At 63.0% G+C, this 21,344-nt stretch carries 19 protein-coding genes; 8 read left to right on the top strand and 11 right to left on the bottom strand.

Annotation, left to right across the window (positions count from 1 at the left end; all coding sequences use genetic code 11):
• Positions 1 to 118: 118 nt before the first annotated feature.
• Positions 119 to 811, bottom strand: a complete 693-nt coding sequence (locus FSY45_RS15370; RefSeq protein WP_046460297.1) for a dienelactone hydrolase family protein — start codon at positions 809 to 811, stop codon at positions 119 to 121.
• Positions 812 to 993: 182 nt separating this feature from the next.
• Between FSY45_RS15370 and FSY45_RS15365 the strand changes: the two genes are divergently transcribed.
• On the top strand, positions 994 to 1,641 hold the full coding sequence (locus FSY45_RS15365) for a MarC family protein (protein ID WP_003059455.1): 648 nt from the start codon (positions 994 to 996) through the stop codon (positions 1,639 to 1,641).
• Positions 1,642 to 1,737: 96 nt separating this feature from the next.
• Here FSY45_RS15365 and FSY45_RS15360 read toward each other — a convergent pair whose 3' ends face one another.
• The 5 genes from FSY45_RS15360 to FSY45_RS15340 all read right to left on the bottom strand — a co-directional run bounded on the left by FSY45_RS15360 (position 1,738) and on the right by FSY45_RS15340 (position 6,259).
• Entirely contained in the window at positions 1,738 to 2,235 is a 498-nt protein-coding gene (locus tag FSY45_RS15360; protein ID WP_003070423.1) for a hemerythrin domain-containing protein, read from the bottom strand.
• A gap of 172 nt (positions 2,236 to 2,407) precedes the next feature.
• The gene (locus FSY45_RS15355) at positions 2,408 to 3,091 is read right to left on the bottom strand and encodes an ABC-type transport auxiliary lipoprotein family protein (protein WP_003070420.1); all 684 of its coding nucleotides are present in this window, start codon (positions 3,089 to 3,091) and stop codon (positions 2,408 to 2,410) included.
• 106 nt (positions 3,092 to 3,197) lie between these two features.
• Entirely contained in the window at positions 3,198 to 4,145 is a 948-nt protein-coding gene (locus FSY45_RS15350) for an MlaD family protein (RefSeq protein ID WP_003070419.1), read from the bottom strand.
• Complete coding sequence (locus FSY45_RS15345) at positions 4,145 to 5,005, bottom strand: ABC transporter ATP-binding protein (protein WP_370512837.1); 861 nt, start codon at positions 5,003 to 5,005, stop codon at positions 4,145 to 4,147. The genes FSY45_RS15350 and FSY45_RS15345 overlap by 1 nt, the downstream gene beginning before the upstream one ends.
• Positions 5,006 to 5,131: 126 nt before the next feature.
• Positions 5,132 to 6,259 (bottom strand): ABC transporter permease, encoded by a 1,128-nt coding sequence (locus tag FSY45_RS15340; protein ID WP_003070415.1) that lies wholly within the window; start codon positions 6,257 to 6,259, stop codon positions 5,132 to 5,134.
• Between the two features lie 312 nt (positions 6,260 to 6,571).
• Between FSY45_RS15340 and FSY45_RS15335 the strand changes: the two genes are divergently transcribed.
• Both FSY45_RS15335 and FSY45_RS15330 read left to right on the top strand, forming a co-directional pair.
• Complete coding sequence (locus FSY45_RS15335) at positions 6,572 to 8,239, top strand: GMC family oxidoreductase (RefSeq protein WP_046460296.1); 1,668 nt, start codon at positions 6,572 to 6,574, stop codon at positions 8,237 to 8,239.
• 572 nt (positions 8,240 to 8,811) lie between these two features.
• Complete coding sequence (locus tag FSY45_RS15330) at positions 8,812 to 9,570, top strand: TSUP family transporter (RefSeq protein WP_003070412.1); 759 nt, start codon at positions 8,812 to 8,814, stop codon at positions 9,568 to 9,570.
• A gap of 36 nt (positions 9,571 to 9,606) precedes the next feature.
• On the opposite strand, the gene mrdA is transcribed toward FSY45_RS15330, so the two are convergent.
• The 4 genes from mrdA to FSY45_RS15310 form a co-directional block, all read right to left on the bottom strand.
• A complete protein-coding gene (gene mrdA / locus FSY45_RS15325; protein WP_046460295.1) occupies positions 9,607 to 11,559 on the bottom strand; it encodes a penicillin-binding protein 2 in 1,953 nt (650 codons plus the stop codon).
• A 122-nt stretch (positions 11,560 to 11,681) separates the two neighbouring features.
• Complete coding sequence (mreD, locus tag FSY45_RS15320; RefSeq protein WP_046460294.1) at positions 11,682 to 12,200, bottom strand: rod shape-determining protein MreD; 519 nt, start codon at positions 12,198 to 12,200, stop codon at positions 11,682 to 11,684.
• Positions 12,197 to 13,222 (bottom strand): rod shape-determining protein MreC, encoded by a 1,026-nt coding sequence (gene mreC / locus FSY45_RS15315; RefSeq protein WP_046460293.1) that lies wholly within the window; start codon positions 13,220 to 13,222, stop codon positions 12,197 to 12,199. The genes mreD and mreC overlap by 4 nt, the downstream gene beginning before the upstream one ends.
• Before the next feature lie 165 nt (positions 13,223 to 13,387).
• On the bottom strand, positions 13,388 to 14,431 hold the full coding sequence (locus tag FSY45_RS15310; RefSeq protein ID WP_003059473.1) for a rod shape-determining protein: 1,044 nt from the start codon (positions 14,429 to 14,431) through the stop codon (positions 13,388 to 13,390).
• Positions 14,432 to 14,643: 212 nt separating this feature from the next.
• On the opposite strand from FSY45_RS15310, the gene gatC reads away from it, so the two are divergent.
• The 5 genes from gatC (at position 14,644) to FSY45_RS15285 (ending at position 20,849) form a co-directional block, all read left to right on the top strand.
• A complete protein-coding gene (gene gatC / locus FSY45_RS15305) occupies positions 14,644 to 14,943 on the top strand; it encodes an Asp-tRNA(Asn)/Glu-tRNA(Gln) amidotransferase subunit GatC (protein WP_003070403.1) in 300 nt (99 codons plus the stop codon).
• A gap of 20 nt (positions 14,944 to 14,963) precedes the next feature.
• Complete coding sequence (gene gatA / locus FSY45_RS15300) at positions 14,964 to 16,454, top strand: Asp-tRNA(Asn)/Glu-tRNA(Gln) amidotransferase subunit GatA (RefSeq protein ID WP_046460292.1); 1,491 nt, start codon at positions 14,964 to 14,966, stop codon at positions 16,452 to 16,454.
• A gap of 150 nt (positions 16,455 to 16,604) precedes the next feature.
• Entirely contained in the window at positions 16,605 to 18,062 is a 1,458-nt protein-coding gene (gatB, locus tag FSY45_RS15295; protein ID WP_039050962.1) for an Asp-tRNA(Asn)/Glu-tRNA(Gln) amidotransferase subunit GatB, read from the top strand.
• 157 nt (positions 18,063 to 18,219) lie between these two features.
• Positions 18,220 to 18,915 (top strand): hypothetical protein, encoded by a 696-nt coding sequence (locus tag FSY45_RS15290; RefSeq protein ID WP_046460291.1) that lies wholly within the window; start codon positions 18,220 to 18,222, stop codon positions 18,913 to 18,915.
• A gap of 1,121 nt (positions 18,916 to 20,036) precedes the next feature.
• Positions 20,037 to 20,849, top strand: a complete 813-nt coding sequence (locus FSY45_RS15285) for an alpha/beta hydrolase (RefSeq protein WP_046460290.1) — start codon at positions 20,037 to 20,039, stop codon at positions 20,847 to 20,849.
• Positions 20,850 to 20,890: 41 nt separating this feature from the next.
• Here the strand turns inward: FSY45_RS15285 and FSY45_RS15280 are convergent, their stop codons facing one another.
• The gene (locus FSY45_RS15280) at positions 20,891 to 21,229 is read right to left on the bottom strand and encodes a YegP family protein (protein WP_012836750.1); all 339 of its coding nucleotides are present in this window, start codon (positions 21,227 to 21,229) and stop codon (positions 20,891 to 20,893) included.
• Between the last annotated feature and the right edge of the window lie 115 nt (positions 21,230 to 21,344).

Genomic DNA, 21,344 nt, shown 5'->3' with positions numbered 1-21,344 from the left:
GCTGCGCGGCGGCGCTTGCTTGATGTCTCTGATGGGGGACCGCCCAGCGGCAACGGGCTTTAGATAAAAACAGCTGCTTGCGCTTATATATAAAGCACAAGCAGCTATTGTTTTTATATCAACCCAGATGCTGGGCGAAGAAGGCCAGAGTGCGCTCACCTGCCAACGCTGCAGCGGCTTCGTTGTAGGAGCCGCGCTGGTCGCAGTTGAAGCCATGGTCGGCTTCATAGACATGGACTTCCACCTTGGGCTGGGCCTTCTTGAAGGCTTCGACGGACTCCAGCGAGATGTAGTGATCCTTGCTGCCGAAATGGGCCAGCACCGGGCACAGCGCCAGACGGCTGGCTTCCAGTTCGCCCGTCATGCCGCCGCCGTAGTAGCAGACTGCAGCCGAGACGCTGGCCAGATTGCAAGCCGAGCGCCAGGTCATGAGGCCGCCCCAGCAAAAGCCCACCACGCCGATCTTGCCGCCAGGCACCAGAGTCGCCGCATAGGCCACGGCCGCTTCCACATCGCGCAGCGCTCCAGGCTCAGGCAGGGCTTCCACTGCGGTCTTGAGCGCAAAGCCGGCCTTCATGTCTTCTTCGCTGTAACCCAGCTCCACATCGGGCTTGACGCGGGCAAACATGGCGGGCGCCACGGCCACATAGCCCTGGGCTGCGTAGCGGTCTGCCACGGAGCGGATATGCGAATTCACGCCGAAGATCTCCTGCAGTACCACGATGGCACCGCGTGCCTGGCCCTCGGGCATGGCCACATAAGCCGGGGTTTTTGCGCCATCCACGGCTGTCAGTTCAACAAAGCTGCCCATTGCGAAGCTCCTTAACATGGTTCAAAAGGGAAATCCGCGACGCGGCCGCCAGCAATGCTGTAATGGCTGATGCCGCGTCGATGATTCGGCCATTTTTTCACAGGAGTGTTGATGCAAGCTATCTCAGCCCCACAAAAGGCCGACAGTCGCAAGAAGCCCCCCATGCCAGGAGGCGAGCTGTAATGGATATCAAGCCGCTGATCACCCTGGTCGCCATCATCAACCCGCTGGCCATCGTCCCGTTCTTCATCCACTACACGGCCGGCTTCGACGCCGAGCAGCGCTGGCAGACGATTCGCACCGCCGCCTTTGCCGCCTTCTGCGTGATTGCGGTCTGCGCCCTGCTGGGACTGCAGATTCTGCAGTTCTTCAATATCTCGCTGCAAAGCTTTCAAGTCGGCGGCGGCCTGCTGCTGCTGATCAGTGCGATGAACATGCTCAACGCCCGCCCCGCCGAAGACCGCCCCAACAATGCCACGCTGGCAGCCGGCGTCGAGAAGGCCGCCGAGGGCAACAGCATTGCCGTCGTACCGCTGACCATTCCGCTGCTGACCGGGCCTGCCGCCATGTCCACCGTGGTGATCTATGCCGATCAGGCGCGCACCATCTGGCAGCATGTGGCACTGGTCGGTTATGGCGTGGTGGTGGCCGCTGCCATCATGGTCTGCTTTTCATTGGCCCACCCGATTGCCCGTGTGCTGGGCAAGACCGGCATCAATGTGATGACCCGGCTCATGGGCCTGATTCTGGCAGCGCTGGCCATCGAGGTGATGGCGGGAGGCCTGATCAAGATCTTCCCCATCCTGGCCTCCCCGGCAATATACCCTTGACCCCCTGAGCGGCTGCGCCGCTTCCCCCAAGGGGGACGGCAGCTTCGCTGCGCGGCGGCTCTTGCTCGCTGTCTCTCGCCTTATCGCGTGCCAGTTTCAGGCAGTTACCACTTCCATTTTTTCAGCTTCACCACAGGCACCACCGCAGCCGGTGATCGGCTCCGCAGGCAAAGCCTCGGGCACCAGCACCGCGCCGGTCACCGGGTCAAAGCCCGCGCGGCGCATGTGCAGGGCCAGGGCGGCATCCATGTTCTGCGCATGGTGGCTGAACCACGGACCCAGCTCGGCCGCCATATGGCGGATCGTGGCCAGATCGCCCTGCCCGCCCTTGACCGCCCCCTCGCGCAGCACGGCCAGCACCACCTTGTGCTGCTGGCTGTGGCAGTTGCCCGTGGCAAAGCCCGTGGTCTGCATCCAGCGGTCTTCCTGATCGAAGTGCTGCTGGGTATGGGCAATCAGCTCGTCCCAGAGCGCGCACAGCTGCTCGTCGCCCGCAGCTTCCACCTGGGCCAGCAGGGTGACGAACTCTTCATGCACCGCGTCCATGACGGGAAAATCCAGGATGAGAGCGGCATTCCATTCGAGGCTGGCCATGGCAGTTCCTTGTGCGAGGTTGAGGAACTGGCAGCTTAAGAACAAGGCCCGGCCCGGCCATTGACCCACATCAGCAAAGCAGCTGCGCGCGAGTAGGCAGGACTTGCCCGGAATCAACAAAGCCCTGCATGGCAGGGCTTTGGGAGCGGAAATGCCTGGGACTGGTCGGGCCCTAGCGCCCGTAACCCTGCAACCAGCGGCTGAGCTGGGCAGCCGCCTCGTCCACGGCGCGTGCCATGGCCTGGGCACCGCCGGCTGCGTCGGCTGAGGCAGCCGGAACTTCGACCGTGAACACCTTCTGGCCCAGCAACTGGTTGCCTGCACTCTCGCCGGCACCGATCAGGCTGGCGCTCAGGCGCAGCAACGCACGGCTGTTGCTGGCGTTGTCGAAGACCTGGCTGAACTCGTCCACCGTCACGCGCAGCTGCGCAATCGAGCGCTTGTCGGCCTGCAGGGGGCGGACATTATCCTTGCCCGAAAGCACGGGGCGCTCCAGCCCCAGGCGCATGCGCAGGCGCTGCTCCACCATCTGAGCGGGAGGCAGGCTCCAGCGCGCGTTCTGGTAGGCACGCAGTTGCTGGCTGTCGCTGTAGTTCAGACGGTAGAACATGGCCGTCAGGCCCTCGGGCAACCCCGGCGCCTGGACTTCGGCCAGCACCAGCGGTACCGGCGCCACGGAGGGTGCGGCCGCATTCGCGGCCGGCACTGCCAGGTCGGCCATGCCCAGGTCATATCGCACCGGTTGCGTGGGTGCCGTGGGCAGGCCCGAGCAGGCGGCGAGCGCCAGTACCAGGGAAGAAGCGCCCAGCAATCGCCATGCTCCGCGGCCGGTGAGTGAAATCTTTGTGTCTGCCATATTGATTCCTTTGGGACTTAGGCCAGTCAGAATGAGTAGCAGGCATTTCCATCGAAAAGCTGCCTGCCCGATCCGAATTGGCGCAAGTCGTGTCCTTGTTGCTTCTTCACTTGGCCGGAGCCACGAAACCGGCCTCGCCGGGGCCTGGCAAGCCCATTCCCTGGCCGTAGATGACGGATTGCGGGTTGTCATTGAAGCGGCCCGCGGCCGCGCCCATGCTGCGCGCGGCGCGCGAGACATCGTCGGCCGCGCCGTTCATGCGCGGCAAGGTGCTGCGCCCCAGCGACTCGGCCGCCTGCGACAGGGCCTGCGTGCCCTCGGCAATCTGCTGCAGCGGGCCATCGGGGGCATTGACCTTGCGCACGGTCTGCTGCAGATCGGTCGCCACGCCCGTGGCGGCATTGCCGGCCTTGGTAAGGGACTGCAGGGTCTGGTGCGCATCTGCCGTGATCTGTGGAAAGTCCTTGGCCGTCTTGTTCATGGTCTCGGCCAGATCCTTGATCCCGCCGGATGCGGCAGCGATATTGTCGAGCGCCACGCTCACCCGCTTCTGGTTGTCCTCACCCAGCATGGAATTGAGGCGGCGTGAAATTTCGTCAACCCGCTCCAGCAGCACCGGCCCCTGGTCGGCCAGCATGTTCAGCGGCGATGACTTCATGGGCAGGCGCGGCAGGCCGCTGGGCCCGGGCTTGAGCGGTTGCGAAGACTTGCTGTCATCGTCGAGCTGGATATGGGCCAGCCCCGTCACTCCCTGATAGCCGAGCTGGGCGTAGGTGGCCGGCGTGACCGGCGTGTCCTCGCCCACGGCAATGCGAATCAGCACATTGCCGGAAATCTGCGGATCAAAACCGATGCGCACCACCTTGCCCACGGGCACGCCCTTGTAGCGCACCGTGGCCTGGGGCTGCAGGCCGCTGACTCCGTCCTTGGTGGACATTTCATAGAGCTGGTATTCGCGGTTGTCGCGCGTCAGCCAGACGGCCAGCCCTGCCAGCAGGGTCGCCACCACCAGCACGAAGATGCCGGCAGCCATGGCATGGGACTTGTTTTCCATCAGCTTTCCTCTGCGGCCACGCCGCCTTGCACCGGGGCCATGGCACGGCGGCCACGCTCTCCCTGGAAGAAATGTTCAATAAACGGGTGCTTGATCCGTGCCACGTCGCGCGGAGCTCCGGTGAACAGCACTTTTTTCTCGGCCAGCACGGCCACTCGTGTGGACAGCGCAAACAGCGTATCCAGATCGTGGGTGACCATGATCACGGTCAGGCCCAGCTCTGCATGAATATCGCGCAGCAGCTCGCAGAACTCGTCCGAGCCCTTGGGGTCCAGCCCCGCTGTGGGTTCGTCGAGCAGCAGCAGCGGCGGATCCATCATCAGCGCGCGCGCCAGCGCCACACGCTTGATCATGCCGCCCGACAGGTCCGCAGGCATGCGCGAGGTATGCTCGGGCTTGAGGCCCACCATCTGCAGCTTGACCATGGCCGCATCGCGCACCACGGCATCGGGCAAGGTGCCCTGCTCACGCAGCGCAAACGCGATGTTGTCGAGCACGTTGAAGGCCGAATACAGTGCACCCTGCTGGAACAGCATGCCCACCTGACTCGCCGCCAGCTCGCCGCTGATGACCTCACGCGAGGGCCGGCCATCCACGGTCACCGTGCCGCGCGATGGCGAAAGCAGCCCCAGTATCTGTCGCAGCAGCACCGTCTTGCCCGTGCCGGAGCCGCCCACCAGGGCCAGAATCTCGCCCGGGTAGACATCGAAGTTCAAGTCCTGGTGCACGGCAAAGCGCGACTCGCCCTCGCCGAACTCGGTCCACAGGTCCACTGCCTGCACCAGGGGCTTCACATCCTGCGGCGGCGCGTAATCGCCCACGGCACCCTCGATACGGCGGTTGTGCATCACCTCTGTCATTGGCGTGCCCCCCGCTGCACGAGGCTTGCGCGACCCAAGCCAGAAACGCCGAGCAAGGGCCGCCCCGCAGCGAAGGTGTCGTCCCCTTGGGGGGAAGCGGCGAAGCCGCACAGGGGGTAGTTCATCCTAAAAGCCCACGTTTCTGAAGAGGATGGCAAAGATGGCATCCACGATGATGACCATGGTGATGGATGACACCACCGCCGCCGTGGTGCCGCGACCCAGGCTCTGGGTATTGGGCTCTACCTTCAGGCCCCAATGGCAGCCGATCAAGGCAATCAGCACGCCAAACACCACGGACTTGCCCATGGCCAGCACCAGATTGCCGACCTTCACGGCCGCAGGCAGGCTTTGCACGAAATAGGAGGGCGTGATGTCCATGGTCAGGTCCGCCGCGACCATGCCGCCAGCCAGTGCCGCAAGAATGGTCCACAGCGCCACCAGCGGCATGGACACGGCCAGCGCCAGCGCACGCGGCAGCACCAGCCGGTAACCCTGGGAAATGCCCATGACCTGCATGGCGTCAAGCTCCTCGGTCACGCGCATCACGCCGATCTGCGCCGTGATGGCCGAGCCGCTGCGCCCCGCCACCAGAATCGCCGCCAGCAGCGGCCCGAGCTCGCGGATCAGCGAAATGCCAAGAATGTTGACAATAAAGGATTCGGCCCCGAACTGACGCAGCTGCAGCGCCATCAGATAGGCCAGCACCACGCCGATCAGAAAGCCGACCAGCGCCGTGATCGGCAAGGCTGTCGCTCCCGTTGCATAGAGATGGCCCGAAATATCGCGCCAGGGGCCGCGAAGCGGGTTGCGCAGCAGGCGCAGGCAGTCCAGCAGCAACTGGCCGACCAGCTGGATCAAGTTGGAAAAGTGCCCGCAGGCATCGATCACCATCTGACCCAGCCGATTGACCTCGCACATCCATCCCGAGGGCTCGGGCTTGGACTCGGGCACTTCGCTGAACCTGGCCACACGCTCCAGCATGGAGCGCTGGGTCTTGGTCGTCAGCAGTTGGGCCGGCCAGGCCTTGCCCCATTGCTCCCACAGCAACTGGGCACCGATATGGTCGAACCAGACCATTTGCTGCAAATCCCAGGCCGCGCCCTTGGGCACGGCCCTGATCTGCGGCGCCAGCCGACGCCAGATATGGCGGTCGCCCAGCTCGGCGGCACTCCAGCGGCCCGCAGGCACGGCCCATTGCTGACCTTCACGGGACTGCAGCGGGCATTGAGGTAGTTGGTCTGAGCTGGGCAAAGAAAAGCTTCCTAGGACATGGGGGAGACGGGCTGACCGCAGGGGCCAGCATAACGCGCCAAGCGAGGAGCATGCCAAACGCAGCACGTAGGCCGCTGCCGCATGCCACGCAATGATAGCGTTGCAATTTTTATCAAAAATCCGCGAAAGTCAAAACCAGCACTGCGCCGACAGCTTCCAAAACAGGAGTATGCGAGCGCTTTCCCTATCGACACCCGCAAGCTCATCACACCTAATGAACCAGCCTTTTTGCCCATGACTGCCTGATGCTCTGGCCTCTGCGCCTAGCTGTACCGGCCTTTTGATCTGCCCATGAGTGATACCCAGTTCGACTACATCGTCATCGGCGGCGGCACAGCAGGTTCGCTGCTGTGCAACCGTCTCACCCGCAACAAGAATCACCGGATTCTGCTGATCGAAGCCGGCGGCAAGGATGACTACCACTGGATCCACATCCCCGTCGGCTATCTCTATTGCATAGGCAACCCGCGCACCGACTGGCTCTATCAGACCGAGCCCGACCCCGGCCTCAACGGTCGCAGCCTGCGCTATCCGCGCGGCAAGACACTGGGCGGCTGCTCCAGCATCAACGGCATGATCTATATGCGCGGCCAGGCCCGCGACTATGAGCAATGGGCCGAGCTCACCGGCGACGACACCTGGCGCTGGGAGCAGGTCCTGCCGGCTTTCAAACAGCATGAAGACCATTGGCGTCTCGACGCCGGCGGCAGCGCCAGCGAAGAGTTCATGCGCCTGCACGGCAGCAAGAGCACCGGCGGCAGCGGCGAGTGGCGCGTGGAGAAGCAACGTCTGCGCTGGGACATACTCGACGCCTTTGCCCAGGCCGCGCAGCAGGCCGGCATCCCGGCCACCGACGACTTCAACCGCGGCTGCAACGAGGGCGTAGGCTACTTCGAGGTCAATCAGAAATCGGGCCTGCGCTGGAACACCGCCAAGGCCTTTCTGCGCCCCACCTGCTATGGCCGACCCAACTTCGAGATGTGGACCCGCGCCCAGGTGCGCCGGCTGATTCTGGAAGATCTGCCGGACGGCAGCCAGCGCTGCACCGGCGCCGAAGTCTGGACCGGAGAGGAGATGGTGACTGTGCAGGCCGGGCGCGAGGTGCTGCTCTGCGCGGGTGCGGTCAACTCGCCGCATATCCTGCAGCTGTCGGGCATAGGCCCCGGCGAATTGCTGCAGCGCCATGGGATGGCTGTGCGCCGCGATCTGCCCGGCGTGGGCGCCAATCTGCAGGACCATTTACAAATCCGCTCCGTCTACAAGGTGCAGAACGCCCAGACGCTCAACACCATGGCCGGCAGTCTCTGGGGCAAGGCGGCCATCGCCCTGGAATACGCACTCAAGCGCAGCGGCCCCATGAGCATGGCGCCTTCGCAACTCGGTGCCTTTACACGCAGCAATCCGGCATTGGCCCACCCCAATCTGGAATATCACGTGCAACCGCTGTCGCTGGATGCCTTTGGCGAGCCGCTGCACGACTTTGCCGCCTTCACCGCCAGCGTCTGCAACCTCAACCCCAGCAGCCGCGGCACGGTGCAACTGCAAAGCGCGGATTTCCGCCAGGCTCCGGCCATCGCACCCCATTACCTCTCCACGCAAGAAGACCGGCAGGTGGCGGCAGACAGCCTGCGCGTCACGCGGCGCATCGTCAGCCAGCCGGCGCTTGCGCGCTTCCAACCCGAAGAGTTCAAGCCCGGTGCTCAATACCAGAGCGACGAGGAGTTGGCGCGTCTGGCCGGTGATATCGCCACCACCATCTTCCACCCCGTGGGCACGACCAAGATGGGACGCGCCGACGACCCGATGGCAGTCCTGGACAGCCGTTTCAAGGTGCGAGGCGTGCAGGGTCTGCGCGTGGTCGATGCCGGCGCCATGCCCACCATCACCAGCGGCAATACCAACAGCCCGACGCTGATGATGGCCGAGAAGGCGGCGCAGTGGATTCGTGACGCGACCTGAAAAACGGCCGCTCGAAAGCCGAGCGATTCACTGCGACAAGCCCGTCAGCGCCCGAAATTCGCTCTGGAGCGCAATGTCTGTACTAGCGAAAGAATCCCGCGCGGCATCATTCCCCATGAAGCAAAGTCCTCAGAGATCTTTTGCTTATAAGCATATGACGCTATTGTTTTTGAAATATCTCAAAACTCACAAGGATGTCACGAAACTTTCTGATTCATTTGTCAGACGTTTTTGATATAACCCAAGGGAATTCCCCAATGCACCACACAGGTGCAGCCCTTACATTCTCGTCACTCTCGCTGCTCCACGAAGCAGCATGGAGGGCCGAGGAGACAACTCGACACAACCAGACCAATACATATAAAAGCATCAAAGATGCGTTCAAAAGCGCCCCACAGTGGGCGCTTTTTTTATGCCTGCGCACAAGCTTGAGGCTGCGGTGCGACAATGCCGGCGCCATCCTCGGGCATTCAAGCCCGCTCTCCCCTGGCTTCTTCATCCCGCCTCCGGCAGCGCCGCCCAGCGGCAACGCGCGTTGCTCACGGCATGCACCAATTGCAGGCATTTGCTCCATGGAATGGATTCTTGTTTCCCTCGCCTCGGCCCTGGCCGGGTTTGTTGACGCCATCGTGGGAGGCGGCGGACTGATTCTGGTGCCGGCCATGTTTGCAGCCTTCCCCACCACCACGCCTGCCACGCTGTTTGGAACCAACAAGAGTGCCGCCGTCTGGGGCACGGCCATTTCCGCCTGGCAGTACAGCAAGCGTGTGCATATCACCTGGGCCACGCTGGTACCCGCCATCGGCACGACGCTGGTGGGAGCTTTTCTCGGAGCCTGGGCTGTCACATTGATTTCGCCCGATTTTCTGCGCAAGCTGCTGCCCTTCATCCTGCTGGGCGTGCTGGGCTACACCCTGGCCAAAAAAGAGCTGGGCCGCGACCACGAGCCGCGCCTGGCAGGCCGCACCGAGATGCTGACCGCCAGCGCCATCGGCCTGCTGATCGGTTTCTACGACGGCTTCTTCGGCCCGGGCACAGGCAGCTTCTTCGTGTTCCTGTTCGTGCGCCTGCTGGGCTATGACTTCCTCAACGCCTCGGCCAGCGCCAAGCTGCTGAACCTGGCCTCCAACGCCGCGGCACTGCTGCTGTTCACTCTCAAGGGCCATGTCTGGTGGCACTTTGCGATTCCGCTGGCCGTGGCCAATGTGCTGGGCAGCATGCTTGGCACCTGGATGGCCTTGCGCCACGGCACGGGCTTTGTGCGCACGATTTTCATCGGCGTGGTCAGCCTGCTGATTCTGAAGACAGGTTACGACGCTTTTCTGCGTTAAACCATTACACAGCAAGCGTTAACAGCTATCAATTTATCAAGGTGCTGTTTCGTCGTCGGACAGCACCGAGATATCTTCCACACGACGCGGCGTGCCGATCGGTGCGCCTGCCTTGCCCTGGCGCACGGCAGCGATATCAGCCTCGCTGGGATAGTTGCCCACCAGCCAGTAGTCCAGTATGCGGCGTGCGATAGGCGCGGCAGCCGCTGCACCGAAGCCAGCATTCTCCACAATCACGGCCACGGCAATCCTGGGCGCTTCGGCCGGGCCGTAGGCGATATAGAGCGAGTGGTCGCGCTGGTACTCGGCCAGACGCGCAGCGTTGTACTTTTCCTTCTGGCCCACGCTCACTGCCTGGGCCGTGCCGGTCTTGCCGCCCGACAGATAGCTGGCACTGCCGAAGACGCCACGGCCCGTGCCGCCGGTCACCACTCCGACCATGCCGCGCTTGACGACATCGACATTGCTCTGCTTGTAGCCCAGATTGACGGGTGCCGGCTGAACAATGGCCGTGCGCGTACCGGTGACGGAGTCGATCAGCTCCTTGCCCACATGGGGCGTGAAGCTCATGCCGTTGTTGACCAGCGTGGCCAGCGCATGCGAGAGCTGGAGGATGGTGAAGTTGTTGTAGCCCTGGCCGATACCCAGAGAAATCGTCTCGCCTGCAAACCATTGCTGCTGGGCTGCGCGCTTGTAGGTCTTGCGCTTCCACTCCTTGCTGGGCAGCACGCCGCGCACCTCGCCGGGCAGATCGATGCCGGTGATCTGACCAAAGCCCAGCGGCTTCATGAAATCGTGAATCGCATCCACACCCATCTCGTTGGCCAGCGTGTAGAAATAGACGTTGCTGGAATGCTGGATGGCGCGCGCCAGATCCACCGGGCCCAGCGCATGGCCGGAGCGGAAGGTGTGGCCGCCGAAAGTCCAGGAGCCGCCGTCCTGGATCACCGTGCCCGGCGTGCGCTTGCCGGTCTCTATGCCCGCCAGGCCCATAAAGGGCTTGTAGGTCGAGCCCACGGGATAGGTGCCGCGCATGGAACGGTTGAGCAAAGGGCGGTCCAGCGATTCGTTGAGTGCCTTCCAGCTTTCCTGGTCGATGCCGTCGACAAACAGATTCGGGTCGTAGGTCGGCTTGCTGACCATGGCCAGCACCTCGCCGTTGCGCGGATCCATGGCGATGGCCACGCCGCGGCGGTTGCCGTAGAGGTCTTCCACCATCTTCTGCAGCTTGATGTCCACCGATAGCTGCAGGCTGTGTCCCGGCGTGGCAGGGCGACTGCCCAGGCGGCGCACGGCATGGCCGCCAGCCGAGGTTTCCATTTCCTCCCAGCCGGTCTGACCGTGCAGCTGCAGCTCATAGCTCTTTTCGGCCCCCAGCTTGCCCATGACCTCGGTGCCACGGTAGTTGGCCGCATCGTCGGAGTCGTCGATCTCTTCTTTTTCTCTTTGGTTGATACGACCGATGTATCCGATCAAATGGCTGCCGGTTTCCTTGAGCGGGTAGGTGCGGAACAGGCGGGCCTTGATATCCACGCCCGGAAAGCGATAACGCTGAGCCGCGAATTTGGCGACTTCCTCATCCGTCAGGCGCGAGCGGATCGGAATCGACTCAAAGCTCTTGGAGTCATCCATGAGCCGCTTGAACTTGCGGCGGTCGCGCGGCGTGATCTCTATGACCCCGGACAGCCCTTCGATGGTCTCGTCCAGATCCTCGACCTTGGAGCGTGTGATCTCCAGCGTATAGGCCGAGTAATTGGTCGCCAGCACCACGCCGTTGCGGTCCAGGATCTGGCCCCGGTTGGGCACGATGGGCACCACCGCCGTGCGATTGCTCTCGGCCCGCTCGGCAAATTCCTCATGGCGCTCGACCTGCAGCACCAGCAGACGCCAGACCAGCAGACAGAACGCCAGGAACACCACGCAGCCCATGACGACTGCACGCATCCGGAAGCGCTGCAGCTCGACTTCGGTGTTGCGAATCTCCATCATGCGCAGGCTCCCCGCACGCCAAGCCAGTGACTGCAAGCAAGGGCCGCCCCGCAGCGAGGCAGTCGTCCCCTCCCGCGAAGCGAGAGGGGGAAAGGCGCGCAGCGACTCAAGGGGGCTTTCATCTACAGAGGCCGGTTTTCATCGCTGTCCGGCGCACGGCGCTGCGGCGCCAGCAGCAAAGCGCTGACCACAGGCCACAGCAAGGTCTCGATCACTGGAGCTATCAGAAACTCCAGCCCGGGGAAGATGCCTCCCGTCGCCACACGCAGCAGAACCTGAATGCCGTGCGCCGCAGCAAACACCGGCAACAGGTGCAGGGCCTGCACAGGGCTCGAGAACCAGAGCAGGCGGCGACTCATCCAGCCCGTCACGAAAACCAGCAAGGTATAGGCCAGGGCATGCTGGCCCAGCAGCGAGGCCCGGTCCACATCCATGATCAGCCCCAGCACAAAGGCAATACCCAGGCCCACGCGCTGCGGCTGATTCAGACTCCAGAAGGCCAGCAGCAGCAGCAACATGTCCGGCAGCCAGACGATGCGGCCCAGCGGAAGCATGTTGACGGCCAGGCCTACCACCAGGGTGACGACGATGAACAGAGGATTGACCGGCAGCAACAGCTGCTGGCCGCGCGGCATGATCATGCGGGATCCTTTGCAGGCTTGGCGGCCTTGGTCCCCGCCTTCTCAACGGCGGCCTTCTCCTTTTCGGCAGCGGCCGCCTCCTTTTTGCCACGTGCCTTGGCAGCCCGGTCGGCCTTCTCGGCATCGGCCTGGGCCTGCATATTGGCGGCCTCGGGATGCTCGGTACGGCCCTGGGGCTTGAGCACCATCACATGGCGCACGCCCTGCACACGGCCCACGGGCTCGCAGTAGATGCGGGTAAAGGCCGAGTCGGCACGGCGGTCCACGGTCACCACCTTGGCCACGGGCAGGCCCGTGGGATAAAGCCCGTCAATACCGCTGGTGGTGAGCAGATCGCCCACCTGTACATCGGCGTTGCTAGGCATGAAGCGCAGCTCCAATCCGCCGGCGCGGGTCGAGGATGCATCGCCATAGGCGACGCTGCGCGCGCCAGTGCGCGGGTTGAAAACGGGAATGGCCTGATCGCGATCGATGAGCAGCGTGACCTCGGCACGCGTCGGATAGACGCGCGTGACCTGACCTATCACGCCTTTTTCATCGAGCACGGGCGAGCCCGGCGCAATATTGTCCGCCTGCCCCTTGTCGATCACCACGCGGCGCGTATAGGGGTCAGGACTGTCATAGACCACCTCGGCCACCTGCCCCGGCGTCAACGAGCGCTCACGCAACTCCAGCATGGAGCGCAGATGCTCGTTCTCCTTGATCAACTCGTCGGCCAGCTCGGCGCGCTGAGCCATGACGACCAGCTCCTTGCGCGCAGCATCCTCGCGGGCCACGGCCTGCTGCTGCACCTCGGCATAGCGGCTAGCGTTCTGATAGGCCAGCACGGGCTGGGCCACCAACCATTGCACGGGCGACAGCGCCACCGACAAGGCCGCGCGCACCGGCGTGGTGATCTTGAAGCGCGCGTCGGCCACCATCAAAAACAGCGCCAAGGCGCTGTAGAGGGCAAGCTGGGAAGTGCGCGAGGCCTGTTGCTTGAACAGTGATGGAGCGCGGTGGTCCAGGGTGTCCAGGCTCATGCGTGCTCCCGCGGCATGGCCGCATGCGCACGGCCTCCCGGATCAGAAGGAATGCAAAAAGAGAGCGCGGTATGCAGGCGTATCACGGACTCAGGCCCTGTTCATGGAAGTGGCTGCGGTACGCGCACTATGCCGCGTGCCGCAAAACACCACATTGCACAGCGATTAATCGCTGGTGAAGATGCTGCCCTGGCGATCCATGGTCTCCAGCGCCATGCCGCAACCGCGCACCACGCAGGTCAGCGGCTCCTCGGCCACCAGCACGGGCAGACCCGTCTCTTCGGCCAGCAGACGATCCAGATCGCGCAGCAGCGCACCGCCGCCGGTCAGCATCATGCCGCGCTCGGCAATGTCGGCGCCCAGCTCGGGAGGCGTCTGCTCCAGCGCATTCTTCACGGCGGAAACGATCTGATTCAGGGGGTCGGTCAGCGCTTCCAGCACTTCGTTGGAAGAGATGGTGAAGCTGCGCGGCACGCCTTCGGACAGGTTGCGGCCCTTGACTTCCAGTTCCTTGACTTCGGAGCCGGGGAAAGCCGAGCCGATCTGCTTCTTGATCAGTTCTGCCGTCGGCTCGCCGATCAGCATGCCGTAGTTGCGGCGGATATAGCTGATGATGGACTCGTCGAACTTGTCGCCACCCACGCGCACGGAGCCCTTGTAGACCATGCCGCCCAGCGAGATCACGCCCACTTCGGTCGTACCGCCGCCGATGTCCACCACCATGGAGCCGGAGGCTTCGGAAACGGGCAGGCCCGCGCCGATGCCGGCAGCCATGGGTTCTTCGATCAGGTACACGGCCGTGGCGCCCGCAGCTTCGGCAGCGTCCTTGATGGCGCGGCGCTCGACCTGGGTGGAGCCACAGGGCACGCAGATGATGATGCGGGGGCTGGGCGTCAGCACCGAGCGCGGATGCACCATCTTGATGAACTGCTTGATCATCTGCTCGGTGATCACGAAGTCGGCGATCACGCCGTCCTTCATGGGGCGAATGGCTTCGATGTTGCCGGGCACCTTGCCCAGCATGGCCTTGGCTTCGCGGCCGACAGCCTGAATCACCTTCTTGCCGTGGGGGCCGCCTTCGTGACGGATCGCAACCACCGAAGGTTCGTCCAGAACAATGCCCTTGTCTCGGGCGAAAATCAGGGTGTTAGCTGTGCCAAGGTCAATGGCAAGGTCGGTGGAGAAGTACCGACGGAAAGCTCCGAACATTCAGGGTCCTCTCAGGCACGGCTTGCGCATCGGCTGGCCGTCGCCGGGATGTAAGGTAATGGAGTCTGGGTGGTGGGCATTTTTTGCACAATGACCAGCCGAACGGAGGTATTGCGGCAAAGCCGAGATAATACCGTATCCCCTGTGAATAACTTCTACTGTCAGGGTTAGAAACACTGCTTTACACGCGGCGGCCCTGTTAAATAATTTCTATGGCATTGAACGATCAAGACATTGCGCGCATCGCCAACTTGGCCCGCCTTGAACTGTCACAAGACGAAAGTAAGCGCATGCTCGCGCAACTAAACAACTTTTTCGGCATCGTCGAAAAAATGCAGGCTGTGGATACTTCGGGCGTCAGCCCTCTGTCACATCCGGTGGCAGCCATCCAGGACGTCGCCTTACGGCTACGTGACGATTTGGTAAGTGAGGGCAATAACCGCGACGCCAACATGCAGAACGCCCCTGCAGCCGAAAAGGGTTACTTCCTCGTGCCCAAGGTCATCGAATAAACGCGCGGAACCACAAGAACATGAGCCAAACCGAACTCCACCAATTGAGCGTGGCCGAGCTGGCCGCGCAGCTGCGCGCCAAGCAGGTCTCTGCCACCGAAGCCGCCCAGCATTTCCTGGCCCGCGCCAAGCAGCACCAGAACCTGGGCGCTTTTGTCGCCATCAATGAAGATGCCACCCTGGCCCAGGCCAAGGCGGCCGACGCCCTGATCGCCGAAGGCAAGGGCGGCAAGCTGGCCGGCGTGCCCATTGCGCACAAGGACATCTTCGTCACCAAGGACTTCCCCACCACCGCCGCCAGCAAGATGCTGGAGGGCTACCAATCGCCGTTTGACGCCACCGTGGTGCGCAAGCTGGCGGAGTCCGGCGTGGTCACCCTGGGCAAGCTCAACTGCGACGAATTCGCCATGGGCGGCGCCAACGAGAACTCGGCCGTGGCCCCCGTGGGCTTTGACGCGGCACAGCCCGTGCGCAACCCCTGGAACAACGAGCGCGTGCCCGGCGGCTCCTCGGGCGGCTCGGCCGCTGCCGTGGCCGCGCGTCTGGCCCCGGCCGTGACCGGCACCGACACCGGCGGCTCCATCCGCCAGCCCGCCTCGTTCTGCGGCATCACCGGCATCAAGCCCACCTATGGCCGCGCCAGCCGCTACGGCATGATCGCCTTTGCCTCCAGCCTCGACCAGGCCGGCCCCATGGGCCGCAGTGCCGAAGATTGCGCGCTGCTGCTCTCCGAGATGTGCGGCCCCGATCTGGACCGCGACTCCACCAGCCTGGACTACCCGGCCGAGGACTTCGCTGCCCGCCTGGGTGACTCGATCGAAGGCCTGCGCATCGGCGTGCCCGCCGAGTTCTTTGGTGAAGGCCTGTCCGACGATGTCCGCGCAGCCGTCGACGCAGCGCTCAAGGAATACGAAAAGCTGGGCGCCAAGCTGGTGCCCGTGAGCCTGCCGCGCACCGAACTGTCCGTGCCCGTGTACTACATCCTGGCTCCGGCCGAGGCTTCGTCCAATCTGTCGCGCTTTGACGGCGTGAAGTTCGGCCATCGCGCCGCCAAGTACGAAGACCTCAACGACATGTACAAAAAGACCCGCGCCGAAGGCTTTGGTGACGAGGTCAAGCGCCGCATCATGATCGGCGCCTATGTGCTGTCCGAAGGCTATTACGACGCCTACTATCTGCAGGCGCAGAAGATCCGTCGCATGATTGCCGACGACTTCCAGACCGCCTTCAAGGACTGCGACGTCATCGCCGGCGCGGCCGCGCCGACGACGGCCTGGGCCATTGGCGGCAAGGCCGATCCGGTCAGCAACTACCTGGCAGACATCTTCACCCTGCCCGCATCGCTGGCCGGCCTGCCCGGTCTCAGCCTGCCCGCAGGCTTCGGCGACGGCGGCATGCCCGTGGGCCTGCAGCTGATTGGCAACTACTTCAGCGAAGCCAAACTGCTGAACGCGGCCCACCGCTTCCAGCAAGCGACAGACTTCCACCTGAAGAGCCCCGCCGGCATTTAAATGAAACACCCCCTGAGTCGCTTCGCGCCTTCCCCCTCAAGGGGGACGACAGCCTCGCTGCGGGGCGGCCCTTGCTCGCTGTCCCTGGATCGGGCCGCGCCGGTTTCATGCGCGGCGCCATGGATACAGCCCACTTTTTGAAGCAAGAACATGACTGTGAAACTAATCAATGGCTACGAAGTCGTCATCGGCTTCGAAACCCACACCCAGCTGGCGACCAACAGCAAGATCTTCAGCCGTGCCAGCACCGCCTTCGGCGCCGAGCCCAACACCCAGGCCAGCGCCGTGGACCTGGCCCTGCCCGGCACGCTGCCGGTGATGAACAAGAAGGCCGTGGAATGCGCAATCAAGCTCGGCCTGTCGCTGGGCTCGACGATTGCGCCGCGTTCCATCTTCGCGCGCAAGAACTACTTCTACCCCGACCTGCCCAAGGGCTACCAGATCTCCCAGTTCGAGATCCCCGTGGTGCAAGGCGGTGAAGTCAGCTTCTATCTGGAAGAAGGCAAGAACAACGTCCTCAAGACCGTGCGCCTGGTGCGCGCCCACCTGGAGGAAGATGCCGGCAAGTCCGTGCACGACGAGTTCATCGGCCAGTCCGGCATCGATTTGAACCGCGCCGGCACGCCGCTGCTGGAAATCGTGACTGAGCCCGATATCCGCTCCACCGCCGAAGCCGTAGCCTACGCCAAGGAGCTGCACAAGATCGTCACCTGGATCGGCATCTGCGACGGCAATATGCAGGAAGGTTCGTTCCGCTGCGACGCCAACGTCTCCGTGCGCAAGCCCGGCCAGCCGCTGGGCACCCGCCGCGAGATCAAGAACCTGAACTCGTTCAGGAATATGCAGATCGCCATCGACTACGAAATCCTCTGGCAGATCGAGCAGATCGAGGACGGCCACAAGATCCAGCAGGCGACCGTGCTGTTCAACCCCGACACGGGCGAGACCCGCGCCATGCGCACCAAGGAAGACGCGGCCGACTACCGCTACTTCCCCGACCCCGACCTGCCTCCGCTGGTCGTGGCGCCCGAATGGGTGGAGCAGGTCAAGGCCGAGATGCCCGAGCTGCCCCGCGCCATGGCCGCGCGCTTTGTCGAGCAATACAGCCTGCCCGAGTACGACGCCACCACGCTGACGCAAAGCCAGGCCATGGCCGCCTACTTTGAAGCCGCCGCCAAGACCTGCGGCCAGCCCAAGCTGGCGTCCAACTGGGTCATGGGCGAGATCTCGCGCCGCCTGAACATGGAAGAGATCGGCATGGACCAGGTCAAGGTCAGCGCCGAGCAGCTGGGCACCCTGATCGCCCGTATCCACGGCAATGTCATCAGCAACAACTCGGCCAAGCAGGTGTTTGAAGCCCTGTGGACCGGTGAAGGCTCCGATGTGGACGCCATCATCGAAGCCAAGGACCTCAAGCAGTCCAACGACACCGGCGCACTGGAAGCCATCATCAACGAGGTGATTGCTGCCAACCCTGCCAACGTGGAGCAATACCGCGCCGGCAAGGACAAGGCCTTCAACGCCCTGGTCGGTCAGGTCATGAAGGCGTCCAAGGGCAAGGCCAACCCCGGCCAGGTCAATGAGCTGCTCAAGGCCAAGCTGGCCTAACTCTGTTACAAGCACGTCCCTCAAGGCGTGCCTCTGCCCCCAGATAATGGGAGCACGCTCCAGGGCCGCAGGCAGCATATGCCTGCGGCCTTATTACTTGCAGCTCATCCCAGTCCTCGGTCCCCATGCCCTGTGGCGCCTGCCCAGGAAAAAATCAGTGATCTTCTCGAACGCCTCACTCATCGAATCCGAAAAAGAGCGCAACCTCTGCAGCAAGTTTTTTGCCGGTTACTTTTTCAACGAATTCACGGCCGGCTATGCCAAGCGCATCGTCCAGTTCAACCGCTACATCCAGGAAGTCACGGGCCGCGAAGACCTGGGCATTCAAAGCCCCCATATCTCGTTTGACACCCACGCCTACCTGTGCCACGAACGCCTGCGCAGCAAGCTGGCCGATGTGCTCATCTCAGACCCTGCGCGCCAGGTCTTTCTGTTCATCGAGACCAAATACCTGAGCAACTGGACTTACGCCGCCGATGTGGCCAAAGGGCTGGAGCGCCTGGACAAGGTCTTCGACGCCGACAAGAAGCCCCATCTGGCGGACGCATGCCAGCATTACTTTGTGCTGACCTCGCGCCGCAAGGAAGAAGCCGCAGGCCGCCCGGTGCAGCACTACGCCCCGGTGAATGGACCTATCTATGTTCCCACCCCTGCGAGGCACGCAGAAGCTGTGGCCGAGGGCGATGGCCCTGAGTCTGCAAAGGCTTCTTTCACCAGCCTGCTGTACTGGGAGGATTTGGCGCAGATGTGCGACCGCTCGGAAGTGCGCCAGTACATGGAGGCGCGGTTGAAGTTGTGCGTGAGCAGTTCGCGAAATCAGCATAAGGCGGGGTATTTTTTGCCGGGGGCGTGATAGTTAGGTGTCTGCTCCCCTCGCAGGCGCAGCCGAAGGAACGGGGGCAGTAGGGGCTGGCTCTTTGCCTACTTTCTGGTGGTCCGGCATACCGGTAGCAGAAAGTAGGTCGGCATGGCGGGCTGAGGCCCGCCCACTGTCCACTAATCAGGCATGTCGCTAAAACAGAGGCTTCAAGTCAAATGGGCCTCCAACCCGATCACCTCAGGCACTGACAGCTATTAAAAAAGCATTGCTTTGTCGCCAGCGACAGAGGCCGGGATTTCGCCCCGGCTGGCGACTCACTTTCTTGCTTGTGCAAGAAAGTGAGCAAAGAACACAAACCCGACTGTCTGCGTCCCTGCGCTTCGCTCCGGGCAAACCTGCGTCACGCCATTCAGTCTGCGGTGCCGCCCAACTCGCTGCGCGCTTGCAGCGCTTCGCTCAAACAAGCGGCGGCAGGTCAGAGCACGATGCAACGCTGTCCTGCGGCAGCGTTGCCCACAGCCTGAACCGCGTGCCGCAGGCGCTGACACACGGGTGGAAGCGGGTGCGGACGGCCTGCGAGAGTTATGACGAAATTGGCTTCTTTCGCTTATCTGTATTGCGGTAGCAGCTATTAATTTTCCAAAGAAGCTATCCCGTATCCAGTATTGCCCCTTGTGCCCACGCCTGCGACGGCAAGTTCTTGGGGCTGGCAGTTGCACCGCAGAGTGCAACTGCATCGTCATCACTTTTACGGCGACCTGTTTGAGCGAAGCGCTGCAAGCGCGCAGTGAGTTTTGCCGTACAGCCCCAAGAGCTTGAAGGCGCAGGTTGCCCCATAGCGAAGTGAAACGCAGCGAAGGGGTCGTGGGCAGCAGGGGCCGGCTCTTTGCCTACTTTCTTCCACAAGAAAGTAGGTCGGCATGGCGGGCCGAGACCCGCCCTCTGCCCAAAAAGCAGGCATACAGACAGCTCCGTCATCCAGAAGAAGGGCTGAAGTCGAATTACGAGCCAAACCAGCCCCAAGCACAGACAACACCAGCACCAACCGCTATCAATTCCTCAAACCACCGCTTACATAAAGCCGAGGTAAAGCGCACACCAAACCCACACAAATCTGCGCACAATCCGGCGCAAACCTCATACTTTTGCGCTCCATGCTCTCAAAGCTGCTCAAGCCCCTGCTCTGGCTGCTGGCCCTGTGCCTGGCGGTCTATATCTGTATCTGCAGCTATATGTTTGCGCAGCAGCGCCAGATGATTTTTCCGGGCGGCGGCACGCAGGTGGCGGCCGAGAGCACCGATTTCTCGCTGCAACGCGCCGATGTGCTGCTGCGGGGCTGGCAGCTACACCCGGCGGATGGCAAGGCGCGCAATGCGGTGATCTACTTTGGAGGGAATGCCGAGAACATTGCCCACCGGCGCCAGCAGCTGTCGCGCAGCCTGCCGCACAGCGATATCTATATGCTGGCCTACCGCGGTTATGGCGCCAGCGAGGGCGAGCCCACGCAAGAGCTGATGGAGCTCGATGCCGCAGCCTTGTTCGATGAAGTCAGGCGCCTGCACCCCGAGCTACCCATCACCGTGATCGGCCGCAGCCTGGGCACGGGCGTGGCGGCTGCCGTGGCCGACCTGCGCCAGCCGGACCAGCTGGTGCTGGTCACGCCCTTCGACAGCATTCTGAACACGGTACGCGGCATGTATGGCTGGCTACCTGTGGAACTGCTGCTGCGCGACCCGTTCGACTCTGCCGCGCATCTGCGCAATTACCATGGGCCGATTCTGGTGCTGCGCGCCGGACGCGATCAGGTGGTGCAGCCCGAGCGCACCGACGCCCTGCTGCACAGCCTCAGGGACAAGGCTGTGCAGGTGCAGGCATTCGCCCAGGCGAATCACTCGACCATCTTCCGCGCCAACGGCTTCTGGAGCGCCATAGAGCAGTTCGTGGACGGGCATCACAAAGCGGCCTGAAAGGCCTCCGACGCTCCCAGCAGGTGCTGTCCGGCGATGCGTTAAGTGCCAGTCAAATCCTTGACGACCGTCGTCGCGCCGTTTTTCCTGACGGACTCGATACCCGCATCGCGCGAGGCCACCGAGGCATAGAGCTGGCTGCTGCCTATGACCTGGTGGTTGGCGGCCTTGAGGTTGAAATGCTCCTTGCCATTGCTGGCGGTCTTTTTCTCGTAGCGCTCGGCCAGCGGGCTGTTGGTCTGCACCGAGGCGATGCCGTTCTCGGCCGCCGCCCGGGTCTTGTACAGCTCGCTGGTGAGAATGATCTCGCCGTTGCCGGCCTTGAGCACAAACCGGAACTGCCCATCGCTGCTCTTGCTCAACTCGAAATGACCTGCCATCGGTTTCTCCTTGGTTGCAAAAAGCGGCCTGCGCCGCGGGGGTAGCCCGCACACTATAAAACCATCACCGCTGAAACCGGACATCTCATGACCGGCTCCAGCGTTCATGAATCCA

This window comes from Comamonas sp. Z1, from assembly GCF_008121555.1.
GTDB classification, from domain to species: Bacteria; Pseudomonadota; Gammaproteobacteria; order Burkholderiales; family Burkholderiaceae_C; genus Comamonas; species Comamonas thiooxydans.
The sequence above is the reverse complement of the archived record's forward strand: the minus strand, read 5'-3'. Positions and strand labels throughout refer to the sequence as shown.

Excerpts from the sequence above, each read along its gene's own strand:
- FSY45_RS15280 (WP_012836750.1), bottom strand. The coding sequence starts at position 21,229 with ATGGCAGGTCATTTCGAGTTGAGCAAGAGCAGCGATGGGCAGTTCCGG.
- gatC (WP_003070403.1), top strand. The coding sequence starts at position 14,644 with ATGGCATTGAACGATCAAGACATTGCGCGCATCGCCAACTTGGCCCGC.
- FSY45_RS15310 (WP_003059473.1), bottom strand. The coding sequence starts at position 14,431 with ATGTTCGGAGCTTTCCGTCGGTACTTCTCCACCGACCTTGCCATTGAC.
- mreC (WP_046460293.1), bottom strand. The coding sequence starts at position 13,222 with ATGAGCCTGGACACCCTGGACCACCGCGCTCCATCACTGTTCAAGCAA.
- FSY45_RS15350 (WP_003070419.1), bottom strand. The coding sequence starts at position 4,145 with ATGGAAAACAAGTCCCATGCCATGGCTGCCGGCATCTTCGTGCTGGTG.
- FSY45_RS15355 (WP_003070420.1), bottom strand. The coding sequence starts at position 3,091 with ATGGCAGACACAAAGATTTCACTCACCGGCCGCGGAGCATGGCGATTG.
- FSY45_RS15285 (WP_046460290.1), top strand. The coding sequence starts at position 20,037 with ATGCTCTCAAAGCTGCTCAAGCCCCTGCTCTGGCTGCTGGCCCTGTGC.
- FSY45_RS15370 (WP_046460297.1), bottom strand. The coding sequence starts at position 811 with ATGGGCAGCTTTGTTGAACTGACAGCCGTGGATGGCGCAAAAACCCCG.
- FSY45_RS15345 (WP_370512837.1), bottom strand. The coding sequence starts at position 5,005 with ATGACAGAGGTGATGCACAACCGCCGTATCGAGGGTGCCGTGGGCGAT.
- FSY45_RS15330 (WP_003070412.1), top strand. The coding sequence starts at position 8,812 with ATGGAATGGATTCTTGTTTCCCTCGCCTCGGCCCTGGCCGGGTTTGTT.
- FSY45_RS15360 (WP_003070423.1), bottom strand. The coding sequence starts at position 2,235 with ATGGCCAGCCTCGAATGGAATGCCGCTCTCATCCTGGATTTTCCCGTC.
- FSY45_RS15365 (WP_003059455.1), top strand. The coding sequence starts at position 994 with ATGGATATCAAGCCGCTGATCACCCTGGTCGCCATCATCAACCCGCTG.
- FSY45_RS15335 (WP_046460296.1), top strand. The coding sequence starts at position 6,572 with ATGAGTGATACCCAGTTCGACTACATCGTCATCGGCGGCGGCACAGCA.
- mrdA (WP_046460295.1), bottom strand. The coding sequence starts at position 11,559 with ATGATGGAGATTCGCAACACCGAAGTCGAGCTGCAGCGCTTCCGGATG.
- gatB (WP_039050962.1), top strand. The coding sequence starts at position 16,605 with ATGACTGTGAAACTAATCAATGGCTACGAAGTCGTCATCGGCTTCGAA.
- mreD (WP_046460294.1), bottom strand. The coding sequence starts at position 12,200 with ATGATCATGCCGCGCGGCCAGCAGCTGTTGCTGCCGGTCAATCCTCTG.
- gatA (WP_046460292.1), top strand. The coding sequence starts at position 14,964 with ATGAGCCAAACCGAACTCCACCAATTGAGCGTGGCCGAGCTGGCCGCG.